Source organism: Natrialba sp. SSL1, assembly GCF_001861355.1.
Lineage (GTDB): Archaea > Halobacteriota > Halobacteria > Halobacteriales > Natrialbaceae > Natrialba.
Genome location: NZ_MASN01000004.1, coordinates 124,375 through 141,430, shown reverse-complemented (window position 1 = coordinate 141,430; position 17,056 = coordinate 124,375). Strand labels below are relative to the sequence as shown.

The following is a 17,056-nucleotide window of genomic DNA, read 5'->3' as shown; positions in this document are numbered from 1 at the left end:
ATGGCATTATCACACATATATTTGTAGCTTCTTTACCACTGACCGTGAGTAAATCAGTTACTTGGTAGTGGCTCCAGACCTGTGTGTCATGAGCACATTCACCATTGCGGCGTGCCAGATGGACTCACAGGACGACAAAGAGGCGAACCTCACGCAGGCCCTCGATTTCATCGACGAGGCAGCTCAGAAGGGAGCGGACGTGGTTTCGCTTCCCGAGATGTTCTCGTTCATGGGCGAAAAGGAAGCGTACTCGACGCACGCAGAGCCGGTTCCTGGCAAGACGACCGAGGCACTCGCGGACAAAGCAGCAACCCACGGACTACACGTTCACTCGGGTAGCTTCTTCGAAGAAGCCGACGACGGCGACCGCGTCTACAACACGAGCGTCGTAATCGACCCGGACGGTGAAATCCAGGCACAGTATCGGAAGGCCCACCTGTTCGACGTAACGATCGGCGATGAGGTCGTCACCCAGGAGTCAAAGTACGTGGCTCCCGGCGACGACGTTACCGTCGTGGAAACGGACCTCGCGACGTTCGGACTCTCGGTCTGTTACGACCTCCGGTTCTCCGAACTGTACAGGACGATGGCGATGCAGGGTGCGGAGGTACTGTTCGTTCCCGCTGCGTTCACGCTGTTCACCGGGAAAGATCACTGGCTCCCACTGCTGAAGGCTCGTGCGATCGAAACGCAGTGTTACGTCGTCGCCGCCGGCCAGATTGGCGACAAACCGAGTTCCGTTCCGTCGTTCGGCAAGTCGGTGATCATCGACCCCTGGGGCAACGTCATCAGAATGGCGAGCGACCGAGAAGAGGTCGTCACCGCGGAGGTCGACCTCGACTATCTGGCCGACGTCCGCCAGAACATCCCGTGTCTCGAGCACAAACGAGACGAGATCTACTGACCGTCTTTACCGCCGAGACCGCTCTCGATGTTGCTATTCGTATTTGTCGTCTCCCGCTTACTAAACCCTGCCTGCAGCGACCGGCTACCTCCACCGCCTTTGCCGTCGTTTTTCCAGCAACCTCTGTGATAAATTCTAACGAGGGCAAGTATTTCATCGCTCCCGAACACATTTGAGGGGGTGTGTGGTCATAGGTGACAATGGACGACGAGAATCGAGACATGACATCATACCTGCAGGATGTCGGCCTCTCGGAGTACGAATCGAGTGCCTACCTTTCGCTACTCGAGCACGGCGTCTCGACCGCAAAACAGGTCGGCTCCGCCGCCGACATTCCCTACTCACGTGTCTACGACGTACTCGAGTCCCTCCAGAGTTCGGGGCTGGTGAAAGTCCAACCGGGGCGGCCGAAGAAGTACGGGCCGGTGCCGCCGGAGACGGCACTCGACAACGTCAAGCAACGAAAGCAGGCGGAACTCGAGAGCGAACTCGCCTCAATTGAGAAGGCGGGTGACCTGTTTCTAGACGCGTACAACGACGATACCGGTGGCTATCCGATCTACGACGAGATCGACATTTTCTGGTCGTACATAGGGAAAAGCGACATTCTGAATCGAGGTGGGGAGATGATGGAGAAAGCGGACGACCGGATCTACAAAGTTACGACGGAAAACAGCCTCCAGCGGATCGTGACGCAGCACAACGACGTGCTTCGCCGAAAAAGTGAGGAAGGTGTTTCAATCAAGATCATCAGCACGGTTTCAGATCTTCCGGAAACGTATATTGAGGCCATCTCCGAATGGGGCGAGCTCCGTCACCTTTCTGACGTTGAGGGGCGGCTGTATACCTACGACGACGACCGGTTGGTTTTGGCGTTCAAGAACGATAGTCGAGAACGGTACGTTGCGATTTCGATCGAGAACCAGCAGATGGTCCAGACGGCGTATCTGGTTTTCAATCACCTGTGGGACGTGGCTGAACCGGTGTCGGTATGACTGTCGATGGCGACACGGTTTCCAGATCAGGCATCGATGCCGGTATCAGTAATTCCGAACTCGTTCGTTCACAGGCGGTTGCTCTGCTCGCTGCTAGGCGACGCTCCCTCCGAGTGCGTCGCGACTGGACAGATGCGTGTGCGGTCGGCACTGCGAATTCGCCGGGGTACCATCGATTGTACAAACCGACTCGTCACTGATCCACACTGGCACGATTCGCCTACCACTCCCGAGTAGTGAATCACACTTAAGCTCTAATGTGAGAGTCATACTCAACCATGGGTAATGATACGAGTGGTCATGGAACCGGTGCAAAACAGCGCGCAACGTCTCGGGACACGTACCGCCGACGGACTGTCCTGAAGGGTGCAACGACTGGGGCGACGATTGGTACGCTATCGGTGGCTGGCTGTCTGGGCGGCGGGAACGGCGGTCCGGTGCTGCGAGTGATCAATTCGGCGTACCAGCAACAAGAGGACGAGTACCGCGCAATCTTCGACGAGTTCGAGGAGGAACACGACTGTGAAGTGGAGTACACCCGATCCGACTTCGCATCCGCACCGTCAGAAGCCGCACAGGCGCAGGCCGGTGGCAACCCGTACGACCTGCTGATGCTTGCCTCGCCGGGGAACAACGTGTTTGGCGTGCAGGAAGGGCTGTACCAGCCGATCAACGACGTCATCGAGGACATGGGTGCAGAGGACCACTGGCGAGAGGAGTTCCTCGTCCAGATGGACGGCGATTACTACTTCGCGCCGAACACGGGGACGGTTTCGACGCTCATCTACCGCGAGGACCTGTTCAACGAGTACGATGCACCGATGCCGCCGTTTGACTCGTGGGACGAATACCATACCGCGGCCGAGACGATGACCGACGAGGACGAGAACCTGTATGGAAGTCCGGTCTTCCTCGGGAGCAACCACTTCCACGGAATCCTGCCCCTGTCTCTGCTTCACGGCCGGGGCGGTTCGGTCATCAACACCGACGACGAGGTCGTCTACGACTCCGAGGAAACGGTCGAGATGCTCGAGTTCATGCAAGACCTGAACGAGTTCAGTCCGCAGGCAGCCCACGGCGCCGACATTCCGGAGATGCGCCCACCGCTGTACCAGGGAACGTACGCGATGACGTGGTACTCGACGAACGTGATCCCGTACGACATCGAACAGTACAATCCGGACCTCACCGGCGACGTGCAAGTCGCGCCGATTCCAGCGTACGACTCGAGTTACGAGCCGGTTGCGCGGCTGACCGGTCTGGGTCACGGACTCGGTGCCGAGACCGAACATCCGGAGCTAGCGAAGGATCTGTTGCGAGAGATCACCTCGTTCGAGGGCGTCATGCGACTCATGACCGCCCAGCCGGCGAGTCACGTTCCGGCGATTCACGGCATACTCGAGGAGGACGACCTGTGGGAGACCGATGTCATGCAGGACTACGAAGAGCACTACCGGGATCTCGTCGATATCGCAGACGAGTACGGTCGGGTCGTCGCCGTCGAGGAGAACGAGGGTCACATCAACCCGGTGACGGGGCAGGCCGTTGCCGAAACGCACGTTATCAGTTCCGTCCAGGACGTGATCTTGGAGGACGAAGATCCGCAAGATGCGGCTGAACATTGGGCGGACGAAATCCGCGATGACTACGCAGATCAACTGAACGACTAGCAATGAGCTACGCGAGCGATTTCATCACAACTGCAAAACGAGAATTTCGGTATCTTGCGCGCCGGGAGTTCGACGAGCTCCAGGAGAATACGGTCGGTATTTTACTGGTGTTACCGCTGGTCGCGACGCTCGTCGCGCTCTACCTGTACCCGACCGTCCAGGCGATCATTTACAGCCTGCAGGACATCAGCATCTTCCTGGGCGATTCGGAGGTCGTCGGACTCGCGAACTACATCGATCTCCTTCGGTCCGGAACGTTCTACAATGCGCTCTGGAACGGGATCATCTACACGGCCGGTTCGGTGTTCCTCACCGTCGTTATCGGCGTTGCAACCGGACTCCTGCTCAACCGAACGTTTACGGGTGAGCGGATCGCGACGGGGTTGATCCTCGTCCCGTACATGGTTCCGACGGTTGCGGCGGTCATCCTCTTTCGCTGGATGCTCGACGGCCTGTACGGCGTCGGCAACTACGCGCTCGTCGTCTCGACGCTGATCGACGAGCCGATCGCCTGGCTCGCGAGCACGCGGTACGCGATGCCCGCGCTGATTCTGATCAGCGGCTGGCGACTGTATCCGTTCGTGACGATGCTGGTGCTCGCAAAGCTCCAGACCATCCCCAAGTCGTACTACGAATCGGCGCGGCTCATGGGCGCGTCACGATGGGAGATGTTCCGCCACATTACGCTGCCACAGCTTCGCGGCGTGCTGTTCGTGGCGATTCTCCTGCGTCTCGTCTGGACGTTCAACCTGTTCGACATCATCTGGCTGGGCACGCAGGGTGGCCCTGGGAACGCAACCGAAACGCTTCCCATCATGGCCTACCGGCTGACGTTCATCGGGAACGACCTCGGTGAGGGAGCAAGCGTCGCAGTCGTGACGTTCCTCGTGCTCGCAGTGATCGTGTACGGCTACTTCAGACTGTACGGAACGACGGAGGAACCACGATGACGTCACTCTCACCGCAACTCACGCAGCAACAACGACATTACCTGGAGCGAATCGCAACGTACACTGCAGTGATCGTCACGACGTTCGTCGTGCTGATCCCGTTGATCTGGGGGTTCCTGTCGACCGTTCGGCCGAGCGAGGAACTGTTCTCGTGGCCGCCCGTGATCGTCCCCTCTGAGGTGACCTTCGAGAACTACCACATTCTCTTCGAGCAGACGAATTTCGCGTTGTACTTCCGGAATAGTCTCATCGTCGCGATAACGACGATCATCCTGACGCTGCTCATCGCGATTCCGGCGGCCTACGCCGTCTCGCGCTACGAGTTCCACGGCCGGCGGTACATCGCGAACCTGGGCGTGCTGATCTACATGTTCCCGCTTATCCTGCTCGGCATTCCGCTGTTCATCATCTTCCAGAACATCGGCCTCACTAACTCGCTGTTCGGGCTCGCGCTCGCTCACACGGCGTTCGCACTGCCGTTCGCGTTGCTGTTACTCAGGGTGTTCTTCCTCGATATCACCCCGGAGATCGAGGAATCCGCGCGGCTCGCCGGGGCGAGCAGGGTGACGATCGTCACGAAGATCATCCTGCCGCTCTCGCTTCCGGGAATCGTCGCGACGTCGATTTTCGCGTTCTTCCTCTCGTGGAACGAGTACTTCTTCGCGCTCATCATCCTCAACGATAGCGCGCTGTACACGCTCCCACTCGGCATTGCGAACCTGATCGACATGGCGACGACCAACTGGGGCATGATCCTCGGCGGCGTGATGATCATGATCCTCCCGCCGGTGTTGTTCGTCTTCCTCGTCTACAAGCACCTGATCAAGGGATTCGGCGTGAGCACCGTCTGACGACGGTCGCCTTCACCGTCTCCCCGTCCACTCGTCTCTGATCCACGTTTTCCCTCTCGAGACGTACCTTGTCCGGAACGATCCGTTGCTGTACCGATTTGGGACAACTATCAGCATATTTATCCCAGCCGCATCCATTGCTCACGATATGGGAGAAGATGACACGCAAAACGACGACCTCTCGCCGAGCTATGTCGGCGCGGACTCGTTCCTGAACGGTGTTCGGAAGCCTCGAGACCAGCTCACTGACGATGTCGATATCGGCGTGCTCGGCGTCCCGTTCGATGGTGCTGCCTCACGACAACCGGGGACGCGATACGGCCCGGAAGCACTCCGTCGCGAATCGGGCTGGTACGGCCGAAGCGAACCGCAGTACAACGCAGGGACGGGTCAGGTCACGGACTACGGCTCGATCCAGATCCAGGACTGTGGCGACGTTCCCGTGGTTACGACCGATGTCGAGCAGACGGGCGACTACATTCGAGACGCCGTCGAAGAGGTCGCCACGCACACGTTCCCCGTCGTCCTCGGCGGTGACCACTACCTTACCTACCCGTCGTTCACCGGCTTCTCGCAGACCGTCGACGGCCGCGTCGGGTTGATCCACCTCGACTCCCACTCCGACGTTTACGGCGAGCGTGACCTCCACGGCGAACACTGGCACGGCTCGCCGATGAACCTCATCGCCGACTCGCCCCACGGCAGCTACGAAACGCACGCGATGATCGGCCTGCGCGCCTTCGAAGATCCCGACTTCCCGTCGTTCGTCGACGAATCCGGCCTCTACGTCGACTACGCGCGAGACGTCCACGACCGCGGGATCGAAGCCTGCCTCGCCGACGCGATCGACCACGTCACAGCCTCCTGTGACGTCGTCTACCTCACCGTCGATATCGACGTCGTCGAACCCACGATCGCCCCCGGAACCGGCACCCCCGAGTTCGGCGGCCTGGATGCGAACCAGTTCCTCACCGCACTCGAGTACCTCGGCACCTGCGACGCCATCGGGGCACTGGACCTCGTTGAAGTTGCGCCGCGACTGGATCCGACGCGGAACACGCAGCGATTAGGTGCGGCGGCGGTGTCGCGGTTTATCGAGTCGAAGTTCATGTAGCGCGGTGGTGCGACGGTGGTACTCGAATTTTTGCCAGTCTCCCACCCCAGCTCGGGTACCCGTCGGAGCGCCGCGGGTCAGTATTTATTGTGCACCAAATACACGGTAGGTGGTAACGATGAACGCAGACCAATCGGTGACACGAGCAGAGATTGTCATCATCGGCGCTGGTGCCTCCGGCCTGTGGAGTGCGATCGAACTCGCGCCGGACCACGACGTAGTCGTCCTCGAGGCCGGCCGCGTGGGTGCGGGTGCGTCAGGGTACGCCGCCGGCTTCGTCGGGCCGTTCGCGGACTGGGCACCGTACCCGGCCGCCGTCGAGCACTCCATCGAGGCGTTTCGATCGCTCGATGGAAGCCACGGCTTCACGTTTCACGACCGGCCGTACGTCGAACTGGCCGAGACGGACGCCGAGCGTGAGTCATTTGTCGAGGACTACCAGCCACTGTTCGATCGCGAGGGGTACGAACTCGAGTACTGGTCCACGTCGGAGCTAGCGGAGCGCTGGCCCGGTCGGTTCGACCTCGACGGGTTCGACGGTGGACTTGTGAAGGTCGAAAGTGGGATCATTGATGTCAGAGAGTACGCGACGGCACTCGCCGAAACGGCGCGCGAACGCGGCGCGGAGATCCGAACGCAGACGCCGGTCGAGCGGATTGTGACTGACGACGACACCGTCGTCGGGGTCGAGACGCCCGACGGCCGTATCGAGGCCGAGACGGTCGTCTGCGCCGCCGGCGCACAGACTGCACCGCTCGTCGAACCGTTCGTGGACGTGCCGACGCGGCAGTTCATCTACTGTAACCTCCGGGTCGACATCGACGGCGAGATAGACGACGCATATCCGATGATGTACGGCCGCGACGTCTGGTGGCGGCCGGAACCCGACCGGTCGCAGACGTTCTTGATCTCCGGCGGTATGTACTTCCTGCCAGAGCGTGACCAGCCGCCCCGAAGCCCACCCGCCGAGTATCTTCGCGAGGTCAAGGCGGTACTCGAGTCCGTCGCGAACGATATCGACGAGGTACGGATCGTGAACGGCAGCTATCACACCTGTTCGAAGGGGTCGGCGATCACACCTGATGGACAGCCGGTTCTCGATGCGCCCGAGAACGCACCGGACGGACTGGTGATCGTCACGGGGGTGACGGCCGGAATTTCGATGTCACCGTTCACGGGCGCTGCAGTCCGCGCGCTCGTGACGGGCGAGGAGCCCCTCGTTTCGCTCGAGCCGTTCGAACTCGATCGGTTCGACGAACCGTCAGCCGACTTTCGCGTCCACGAGATCCAGGAGATGCCGTCGACGTTTCCGACGGGCGAGTACTGAGGCGCTGTAGCGCATACGCCTTGCAAAATCGAAAGCAGAACTGGTGTGCTACACCGACTGCGACTCCGGCGAGAGCGACTCGATATCGAGCCGTGCTAACGTCTCGGGTGTTGGCTCTCCTGCTTCCGTCCAGCCGCGTTGCTCGTAGTACGAATCGAGCATCGTCTCGAACTGCTCTTCCGTGATCGCGTTCCCGTCCGCCGGCCCACCGCGCTCGAGTGGCGTGGTGAATCGCTCCGGTAAGGCGTCGTCGTCTCGCTCGAATCCTTCACGAAGGTTGAACAGCCGTGTGGCGTTCCAGGCGCGCTCGCCGACCGCCTCCAGGTCCTCGACCGTCACGTCGTAGGCGAGTTCGTTGAGCCACTCACAGACCCGCTCGTAGTTGTACGCGGTGAACGAACACGAGACCATGCTGTAGGTCAGTGCGGTCTCGTCTTGCTCGTCGATGACCACTTCGGCGTGGCCGTCTGTATCGTGTGGATCTCGCTCCCCGCCGAGCGCGTCGGAGCCGATCGGGAACGCCCGCTGGTGGCAGGCACCCCTGTCCGCGGTCGCGTACGCGAGCGCCATACTGAACGAGGCACGGGGCTCGTAGGCGGGCAACTCGAGTCCCTTGACCTGGACGGCGGCCTCGCGGGCGTCGGGGTGGCCGTCACAGAGCAGGTCCGCCGCGCGGGCGGTTCCCTCCGCGAGTTCGTCGCCGATGCCGTCGCGGTGGGCGATGTCGCGGATAACCTCGGCGGCGGCTTCGGCGTCGCCCCAGCGCAGGTCGGAGTCGACGAGTCCTGCCTCGGTGACCTCCATCAGCCACGAGAGGACGTTGCCGAGCGAGATCGTGTCCATGCCGAGCGTGTCGGCGAGGTTCGCGAGTTCGGTCACCTCGGTGACGTTCGTGATGTCCGTGTTCGCGCCCATCATGCCGATCGTCTCGTACTCCGGCCCCCAGTCGACGCTGGCTCCCGGGAACGCACCGTCGACATCGGCGTCGCTCTCCTCGAAATCGACGACGTGGCCGCAGGCGACGGGACAGCCGAAACAGGAGTCGGTGCCGACGTGTCCCTCCGAAAAGGCGTCGATGTTCAGGTCGTCGACGTTCTCGACGGTGCCCCGCGACCAGTTGTGCGAGGGCAGCGCGCCGACCTGCTGGGTCCAGTCGACGATGAGCTGTGTGCCGCCGTTTCGCGCCCAGGAAACCTCGTCGTCGGTCCCCAGCCGCTGGGTGTGCTCGACCTTCAACTGTTGAATGTCGGGTGCCCTCGGCGGGGAGTTCCCTGTTGCCACGACCGCCTTCAGATTTTTCGAGCCCATGACGGCACCGACACCGCCGCGGCCCGCGTGGTGAGTACCCTCGTCACTCGAAATCGTCGCGTAGGCGACCTCGTTCTCGCCGGCCGGCCCGATACACGCCGTCTTCGTCTGTTTGCCCTCGAACTGCCGGGCCGTCTCCTTCGTATCCAGGCCCCACAGCTCAGTGGCGTCCTCGAGTGCCAGTTCGCCCTCGGTGATCCGGAGCGTCATCGGGTTCTCCGCGCGACCCTCGACCGCGATCGCGAGCACGTCCGGCAGCGCGTACCGGACCATCGTCGGGAAGTGGCCGCCGGAGTAGGAGTCGACGAACGTGCCGGTTAACGGCGATTTCGTGACAGCGCCGTACCGCGAGGTCCCCGGTGCGAATCCGGTGAGCGGGCCGAACATGAAGTACAGGTTGTTCTCGGGTGAGAGCGGATCGACGCCGGCCTCAACCTCGTCGAGAAGTAGCGCTGCGCCCAGTCCCTTGCCGGCGATGAACCGGTCGCGGTACTCCTGGGGTACCGTCTCGGTCGTAATCTGTTCGTCTGTCAGGTTCACCCTGACGAGCGTCTCGAGTTGTGTCACCTGCTCAGGGGTGTTGACGGTCGCCTGTGCCATTACCAAACACACGTATTCCAGTCTATAAATAAGTTCACAGCGTGGCCAGTCGCCGCCAGTCACCGCCAGTCGCTGCCAGTCGCCGGCGAGGAATGTGAGTTACCCACACACATTTTACCGACGCGAACGAGCTAGCAGCCGTGACTGACGAATTCACACACATGTCTGCTGCGGGAATCGCCCGCCGGATTCGGGACGGCGATGTTTCGCCGACGGCGGTCGTCGACGCACACCTCGATCGGATCGCCGACCGAAACGATCGAACGAACGCCTTCGTTACCGTGACCGAGGAGTTGGCCCGCGAACAGGCTCGCGAAGCAGAACGAGCGATCGAGAACGGCGACTCCCTCGGCCCGCTTCACGGGGTTCCGGTTGCGATCAAGGACCTCGACAACGTCGAGGGAATCCGGACGACGTTCGGCTCGAAGCTGTACGAAGACAACGTCGCCGAGGAAGACGACCTGTTCGTGTCGCGATTAAAGGAGGCCGGTGCGATCATCGTCGGAAAGACGAACACGCCCGAGTTCGGCCTGGGACTCGCAACGGACAATCTGGTCACCGGTCCCACAGGAACGCCGTTCGACCCGGGGAAAATTTCGGGCGGCTCCTCCGGCGGCGCGGGTGCCGCCCTCGGTGACTCGCTCGTCCCCATCGCACAGGGGTCAGATACCGGCGGTTCCATCCGCGTCCCGGCGGCCTGCTGTGGCGTATTCGGTCACAAACCAACGTTCGGACTCATTCCTGAAGCCGGCCGACCGAACGGGTTCAGCCACCATACACCCTTTAGCCACCTTGGACCGATGAGCCGCACCGTCGAGGACGCCGCGCTCATGCTCGACGTGATGGCCGGCCCCGACGGGCGCGACCCCTTCTCGCTTCCCGACGACGGAACCACCTACGCAGACGCGCCTGACCGTCCCATCGACGACATGACGATCGCGTACAGCCCGGACCTCGGCACGTATCCGGTCTCCGAGACGGTGACGAGCGTCCTCGACGAGGCTGTGGGCGCGCTCGAAGACGCGGGCGCGACCGTCGAACACGTCGACCCCGACCTCGGCCACACGAAAGAAGAAATCGTCGACGCCTACTACACCTTCGCGAACGTCCTCTGGGGAATGCTCCTCGAGAACTTGCAGGACGACGGCTTCGACCCCTACGACGCGGACCGCGAGAAACTGCGCCCCTACCTGGTCGACCTGATACTCGAGACCGACGAGCCGACGATGTCGGCCTACCGCGACGCGAGCGTCGTCCGGACGGACGTTCTCGACGGACTCTGCGACCTCTTCGAGGAGTACGACCTGCTCGTCTCGGCGACGATGGCGGTCCCGCCGTTCGACCACGACGAGTATCCCGAGGAGGTCGACGGCACCGAAATCGAGCCGTACCGCGGCTGGATTCTGACGCAGCCGTACAACCTGACCGGCCAGCCGGCAGCCACCGCGCCTGCCGGACTAACCGAGGACGGGCTGCCGATCGGCATGCAGATCGCCGCGCCGCGCCATCGCGACGAAGACGTGCTCGCCGCTGCCGGCGCACTCGAGCGACAGCGACCGTGGCACGACGCGTACCCGCGGTAGCACTGCGGGTGAGCGCAGCGGAAACTATACGTTCTGCCACACGGTATCGAATGTCATGGAATCGGAGGTATGCGCTGAGATAGAGCGAACGCAAGACCGACTGTTCGACTTCCTCGAGGAACTAGTCGCGGCAAAATCACTGTCCGGGAAGGAGCAACCAGGCCAGGAGGTCGTCCTCGACCGCCTGCGTGAGTCCGACGGCGACCTCGAGATCGATACCTGGGAACCATCGGCCTCGAACCTCGAATCACACCCTGGGTTCACCGAGACGGTCACCTACGAGGAGTACGGCTACGAGGGTCGCGAAAACGTCGTCGCCACGCTACCCGGTACTGATCCCGAGAACGGGCGAAGCCTGGCCTTCAGCGGCCACATCGACGTCGTCACGCCGGAACCCGTCGCCGACTGGTCGTACGACCCGTGGGACGCGACGATCGAAGACGGCCGGATGTACGGCCGCGGTACGATGGACATGAAAGGCGGCATCGCCGCGTTCGTCCACGCCTACGAGGTACTCGAGTCCCTCGGCGTCGAGCTCGAGGGCGACCTGCTCTTGCAGACGACGATTGAGGAGGAAGCCGGTGGCGTCGGCGGCGTGCTCTCCGCACTCGAGCGGGGGTACCAGCCAGATGCCGCGATCATTCCGGAACCGTTCCAGCTTCCGAACGTGGGGATTGCCGGCGCAGGTGTCATGTACTTCCGGATCACCGTTCCAGGGAAGGCGGCACACACCGCGCGCAAGTACCGCGGCGTGAACGCGATCGGCAACGCGACGACGATCTATCGTGCACTCGAGAAACTCGACGAAGAGCGCCGGGAACGGATCTCCTACGAGCCGGCGGTCCGGAAGGATCCGGAGGCCGAAGGCAGCGTCACCAATCTCAGCGTCAGCGTCGCGGAGTCCGGCGACTGGGTGTCGAAGGTGCCGGGCGAGGCCGTCCTCACCGGTCGAATTGGCTGGCCACCGGGTGAGCGCAGCGAGGATGTTCGTCAGGAAGTCACCGACGCGGTGATGAGCGCTGCGGAGGACGACCCGTGGCTCGCCGAGCACGAACCGGAGATCGAGTGGTTCGGCTGGGACGCCGACCCGCACGAGATAGACACCGACGAGGAAATCGTCCAGCTCGCGACGACCCACGCCGAACGAACGACCGGTGGTGAGACCTCGTACGTCGGCGGCCTCGGCGGCCTCGACGAGCGGTTTTACGCCCTCTACTACGATATTCCCGCAATCTCCGTCGGCCCGCGTGGGTGGGGTGGACACGGTGCCGACGAGTACGTCGAACTCGACTCCCTCGTCGAGACGGCACAGACGCTGGCACTGACGGCGATGGAGTGGTGCGGGACCGAGGACTGATCCGCAAACGGCACTTCTTTTGTGAGACGGATTTTGAGACTATTTCGAGACGAATCTCGTCGTCGATCTCCCGTAGCGGCCGTACCAGCCCCTCGTGGCGGTTGAGAGGGCAACGCAGAAAACGAGTACCCGAGTCGGAAGGTGCCGCCGAAGCGGCGCGCTTCGTCTAGCCGTCGTGCGTCGTGATCCGCTCGACGTTCGTCAGCGCCACCGCGATGAGCACGGTGGAGATGGCGAAGACGATGAAGACGACGCTGATGACGTTCACTTCGGGTGTCGCGTGCTGTCGGAGCTGATCCCACAGGTACGTCGGCAGCGTTTGCGTTCGCGCGTCCTTGACGAAGTAGGTGTAGACGAACTCGTTGAACGAGATCGTGAACGCGAGCAAGCCGGCCGCGACGACGCCGGGCATGATGTTCGGGACGGTGATCTTCCGGAACGTCGTCAACTCGTTCGCACCGAGGTCGTACGACGCCTCCTCTAACGACCGGTCGAAGGCAACCAGCGTCGGAACGAGGATGAGGACGGTGAACGGGATCACCCGAATAACGTGTGCGGCGACGACCGTCCAGAAGCTCGCCTGGATGCCGACGATGCCGAAGAAGATCGTCATCGCGACACCGACGACGATCAGCGGAACGACGATCGGGAGCACCGCGACGAGCTGCAGGATACTCTTCCCGGGGAAGACGTAGCGGTCGATGGCGTACGCGATGAGCACCGAGAGTGCCACTGCGATCGGCGTCGTAATGAAGCTAATCTGCAGCGACGTAATCGTCGCGCTGATCGCGGCGTCGTTATCCAGGAAGACCAGGTACCAGTCGAGGGTGAGACTCGACGGCGGGAACGTGAGCACCTCTCGCTCGGCGAACGACATGAACGTCACGACGAAGATTGGGAACCAGAGGTAGAGAATCGCGAGCACGAGACAGGTGAGCCCCGCCTTTCGTCCGTGGTTGTAAGCGACCCGCTCGAGCAGGTTCCACGCGGACGAGAGTGCGCTCATTCGTCCTCACCTCCGAGATCGAAGAAGTTCCCGCCGGCCAGCATTCCGAGCACGAGCATAGCAACGACGATGAACGCGACGGTGATACTGAGCGCGGCACCGAACGACCAGTTGAACGCCTCGACGAACTGGTTCTCGATTATCATACCGACCATGGTGTTGTCCGTCCCGCCCAGAAGCTGAGGCGTGATGAACGAGCCGAAGATCGGGATCCCGACCAGAATCACGCCGACCATGATCCCGTTTTTCGTCATCGGGAGCGTAATCGAGAGGAACGTCTTGATCGGCCCCGCCCCGAGGTCCATCGACGCGTCGATGAGGTCCTGATCGAGGTACGAGAGCGAGGCGTAGAAGGGAAGGACCGCAAGCGGCAGGTAGATGTAGATGAATCCGATGAGCACAGCCTCGTGGCTGTAGAGCACGCCGAGCGGCTCGTTTATTACGCCGACGAACAGCAGTGCCGCGTCGAGGACGCCGTTCGTCTGCAGGATGTTAATCCAGGCGTACATTCGGATGATGTAGTTCGTCCAGAACGGCATGATGACCAGCAGCAGGATCATCGTCGTCCGCCGGGAGAATCGGACCATACTGTAGGCGATCGCGTAGCCGATGAGCACCGTCAGTATCGTCGCCTGCGCCGTAATCACGGTCGTCCGCCAGAGGATCGACAGGTAGACCTCCTGCGTGACGAGGCGCATGTAGTTCTCGAACGTCGCCGGTGCCGGGGGCATCCCCTCGAGCAGCGAGAGGTACGCCATGAACACGAGCGGCAGGAGGAAAAAGACCGCGAGCACCAGCGCGGGCGGGAAGACGATCAGGAAAATCTTCAGCCGCGGCCGATCGCGCAGGAAGGACTGCCAGTGTTCGAACCCGTCTGCCACGTTCGCACGAATACCGGGCAGTCTGGCCGAACTCATGCCTCGGACTCCCTCCGCGGGAAGAGGTAGGCGGCATCGTCACTCCACGAGACGCCGACCTCGTCACCGACATCGAACTGACTCGATCCTAACTCTGCCGTGACCGTTCCGACGTCGGTGTCGATGTGGTACGTCGTCGTTCCGCCCTTGTAGATGCGGTTTCGGACCGTTCCTGCGATTGCGTTCGCCTCGGACGCCGTCGACGGCTCGATTCGCATATCGTCCGGCCTGATACAGAGGTCGATTTCGTGATGACCGTTGTCGCGAACTCCCGGATCGACGTACGAGTCGCCAACTGTTCGTGTCGCGTCGTTGATGTCGATCGCGAGATTGCCGTTATCACGCTCGAGTTCCGCCGGCAGCGTGTTGATATCGCCGATGAAGTTCGCGACGAAGCTGTTGTTCGGTTCGTCGTAGAGCTCTTCGGCGGTGCCGATCTGTTCGATCTGACCGTCGTTGAGCACGATCAGCCGGTCGGAGACGGCCATCGCGACCTCCTGGTCGTGGGTGACGTAGAGGAACGTGATGCCGGTCTCGTGTTGGATCTGCTGGAGCTCGATCTGCATGTGCTGGCGTAGCTTTCGGTCGAGCGACGCCAGCGGTTCGTCGAACAACAGTAGCTTTGGCTCGTTGACCAGCGCCCGAGCGAGCGCGACACGCTGTTGCTCGCCGCCCGAGAGCTCGTGGGGTTCGCGGTCGTCGTACCCTTCGAGGTGGACGATCTCGAGCATCTCCTGGACGCGATCCTCGCGCTCGTCGGCTGGAACACCGTCCTGCGCTAACCCGTACGCGATGTTCTCGGCGACGGTCAGGTGTGGGAACAGCGCCAGGTCCTGAAACATCATGTTTACGTCCCGCTCGAACGGGGGGTCCCCGACGACATCGTCGCCGCCGATTCTGATCTCGCCCGCTGTCGGGGACTCGAAACCGGCGATCATCCGCAAGATTGTCGACTTGCCGGAGCCGCTCGGCCCCAGAATCGAGATGAATTCTCCCTCTGTGATGTCGAAATCGACGTCGTCGACCGCCAGCACCGAGCCGAACTCCTTGCGCAAGCCGTGGATTGTAATGTCTGACATCGGTATCGGTCAGTTCTTCACTTCGGTCCAGATTTGGTCGTACGTCTGAAGCAGGTCGTCGCCGAGCGGTTCGGCGAACATCAGGCGGTCCTCGAGTTCCCCCCAGCGGAAGAATTCGATTTCTTCCTCGGTGATCGTTCCTTCCTCGAGATCCTCGGCGTACAGCTCTTCGAAGTCGTCGTGGTCGATCGCCGGCGGGTAGCCGCTCTCGTGGAAGATGTTCTTGAGGTTATCCGGCTGGGTGACCCAGTCCATGAGTAGCGTCGCTGCACGCGGGTTCGGGCAGTCCGTCGGAATGGCCATGTCGTCGAGCTGGTAGAGCCCGCCCTCCTCGGGGATCGTGTAGTTGATCGGCGCTTCGTCCTCGAATCTGGCGAGGTACGTCTGGCCGTCGAGCAGCGGGCCGACCACGACGTCTTCGTTGACGAAGAGGCCGCGGGCGTGGTTGTACTCGTCCCAGAGAGTTTCGTTGAGGTCGATCTGCTGTTCGAGGACCTCCTGAATTTCGTCGAGGTCGTCAGGATCGAACGGGTCCTGATCCGTATACAGCGCCGCGATCTGGCAGGGGTACTGCGCTTCGTCCCACATGCAGATGTCGCCGGCGTACTCCTCGTCCCAGAGAACCCCCCACGAGTCCGGCGGACTCGAGAAGTGGTCCTCGTTGTACGTCAGCGTCGGGTACAGCAACAACGACTGGGGCATCGCGTACACCTCGCCGTCCTTCCCGGCGTAGTCGTGCATAGTCTCTTGCAGGAAGTCGGGAAGCGCCTCCCAGCCCTCGAACTGGTCGACCGGCAACGGTTCGAAGAAGTCGTTCTCGACGGAGCGAACGGTGTAGTTCCCGGTGGAACCGACGTGGTCGATGGCGTGGTTACCGGCTTCTAAGCGGGAGTACCACTCCGCCGCGGAGGAGTAGCCGGTCGACGAGGAGTTCTCGATACCGTACTCTGCGCTGAACTCCTCGACGGTCCAGTCGCGGAAGTCGTAGAACCAGTTCCACATGTTGATCTCGTTTTCCGGTTCCACGTCGTCGAGGTCGACGTCCATCGGCCGCACGTACTCGCGACCGTCGTCACCGCCGAGACAGCCCGCCGCCGCCGCTGCGCCACCGGCAGCCGTCGTTTTCAGAACAGTCCGTCGGCTGATATTTCTCTCAACCATGGCCTTTGTTATCTTCTCACACCATATATAGATTTCGACGAGAACGACAGATGCTGTATTCTGTCCAATAATAATACGCATCGGTGGAGGAAAAACGAGTATGTAGACAACAGCAGTCTGTATATGGATACATACCACAGTTTGCCCCCCAATGCCCCCGATTTTCGGATGTAACAAGGCATTTCGGGGGTAGCACGTCAACTGGAAGTCTCCTCTCGTGGGTAAGTCTCGCCG

The 17,056-nt window shown here is 61.6% G+C and carries 14 protein-coding genes; 9 read left to right on the top strand and 5 right to left on the bottom strand.

Annotated elements, in window-relative coordinates; translation table 11 throughout:
- Nucleotides 1–88 precede the first annotated feature (88 nt).
- From BBD46_RS02110 to BBD46_RS02080, 7 genes are all read left to right on the top strand, one after another.
- Nucleotides 89–904 (top strand): carbon-nitrogen hydrolase family protein, encoded by an 816-nt coding sequence (locus BBD46_RS02110; protein ID WP_084777644.1) that lies wholly within the window; start codon nucleotides 89–91, stop codon nucleotides 902–904.
- Nucleotides 905–1,104: 200 nt separating this feature from the next.
- Entirely contained in the window at nucleotides 1,105–1,899 is a 795-nt protein-coding gene (locus tag BBD46_RS02105; RefSeq protein ID WP_253184469.1) for a TrmB family transcriptional regulator, read from the top strand.
- Between the two features lie 278 nt (nucleotides 1,900–2,177).
- Nucleotides 2,178–3,569, top strand: a complete 1,392-nt coding sequence (locus BBD46_RS02100) for an ABC transporter substrate-binding protein (RefSeq protein ID WP_071400111.1) — start codon at nucleotides 2,178–2,180, stop codon at nucleotides 3,567–3,569.
- 2 nt (nucleotides 3,570–3,571) lie between these two features.
- Nucleotides 3,572–4,519: a carbohydrate ABC transporter permease gene (locus tag BBD46_RS02095; RefSeq protein ID WP_071400110.1), complete on the top strand. Its 948-nt coding sequence runs from the start codon at nucleotides 3,572–3,574 to the stop codon at nucleotides 4,517–4,519.
- Nucleotides 4,516–5,370 carry a carbohydrate ABC transporter permease gene (locus BBD46_RS02090; RefSeq protein ID WP_071400109.1) on the top strand — a complete coding sequence of 285 codons (855 nt, stop codon included), beginning with the start codon at nucleotides 4,516–4,518 and terminating at the stop codon, nucleotides 5,368–5,370. Before BBD46_RS02095 ends, BBD46_RS02090 begins: the two co-directional genes overlap by 4 nt.
- A 148-nt stretch (nucleotides 5,371–5,518) precedes the next feature.
- Nucleotides 5,519–6,484, top strand: a complete 966-nt coding sequence (locus BBD46_RS02085; protein WP_071400108.1) for an agmatinase family protein — start codon at nucleotides 5,519–5,521, stop codon at nucleotides 6,482–6,484.
- A gap of 118 nt (nucleotides 6,485–6,602) precedes the next feature.
- Nucleotides 6,603–7,811: an NAD(P)/FAD-dependent oxidoreductase gene (locus BBD46_RS02080; RefSeq protein WP_071400107.1), complete on the top strand. Its 1,209-nt coding sequence runs from the start codon at nucleotides 6,603–6,605 to the stop codon at nucleotides 7,809–7,811.
- A 48-nt stretch (nucleotides 7,812–7,859) separates the two neighbouring features.
- On the opposite strand, the gene BBD46_RS02075 is transcribed toward BBD46_RS02080, so the two are convergent.
- Nucleotides 7,860–9,719 carry an aldehyde ferredoxin oxidoreductase family protein gene (locus BBD46_RS02075; RefSeq protein WP_071400106.1) on the bottom strand — a complete coding sequence of 620 codons (1,860 nt, stop codon included), beginning with the start codon at nucleotides 9,717–9,719 and terminating at the stop codon, nucleotides 7,860–7,862.
- Between the two features lie 140 nt (nucleotides 9,720–9,859).
- On the opposite strand from BBD46_RS02075, the gene BBD46_RS02070 reads away from it, so the two are divergent.
- Nucleotides 9,860–11,302, top strand: coding sequence for an amidase (locus BBD46_RS02070; protein WP_084777643.1), 1,443 nt, complete (start codon nucleotides 9,860–9,862; stop codon nucleotides 11,300–11,302).
- 55 nt (nucleotides 11,303–11,357) lie between these two features.
- Entirely contained in the window at nucleotides 11,358–12,659 is a 1,302-nt protein-coding gene (locus BBD46_RS02065) for an ArgE/DapE family deacylase (protein WP_071400105.1), read from the top strand.
- A 166-nt stretch (nucleotides 12,660–12,825) separates the two neighbouring features.
- Here the strand turns inward: BBD46_RS02065 and BBD46_RS02060 are convergent, their stop codons facing one another.
- From BBD46_RS02060 to BBD46_RS02045, 4 genes are read right to left on the bottom strand one after another with little or no spacing between them, the layout of a single operon-like run.
- Nucleotides 12,826–13,665: an ABC transporter permease gene (locus tag BBD46_RS02060; RefSeq protein ID WP_071400104.1), complete on the bottom strand. Its 840-nt coding sequence runs from the start codon at nucleotides 13,663–13,665 to the stop codon at nucleotides 12,826–12,828.
- Nucleotides 13,662–14,582, bottom strand: a complete 921-nt coding sequence (locus BBD46_RS02055; RefSeq protein ID WP_071400103.1) for an ABC transporter permease — start codon at nucleotides 14,580–14,582, stop codon at nucleotides 13,662–13,664. Before BBD46_RS02055 ends, BBD46_RS02060 begins: the two co-directional genes overlap by 4 nt.
- A complete protein-coding gene (locus BBD46_RS02050) occupies nucleotides 14,579–15,661 on the bottom strand; it encodes an ABC transporter ATP-binding protein (protein WP_071400102.1) in 1,083 nt (360 codons plus the stop codon). The genes BBD46_RS02055 and BBD46_RS02050 overlap by 4 nt, the downstream gene beginning before the upstream one ends.
- 9 nt (nucleotides 15,662–15,670) lie before the next feature.
- Nucleotides 15,671–16,822 carry an ABC transporter substrate-binding protein gene (locus BBD46_RS02045; RefSeq protein WP_071400101.1) on the bottom strand — a complete coding sequence of 384 codons (1,152 nt, stop codon included), beginning with the start codon at nucleotides 16,820–16,822 and terminating at the stop codon, nucleotides 15,671–15,673.
- Between the last annotated feature and the right edge of the window lie 234 nt (nucleotides 16,823–17,056).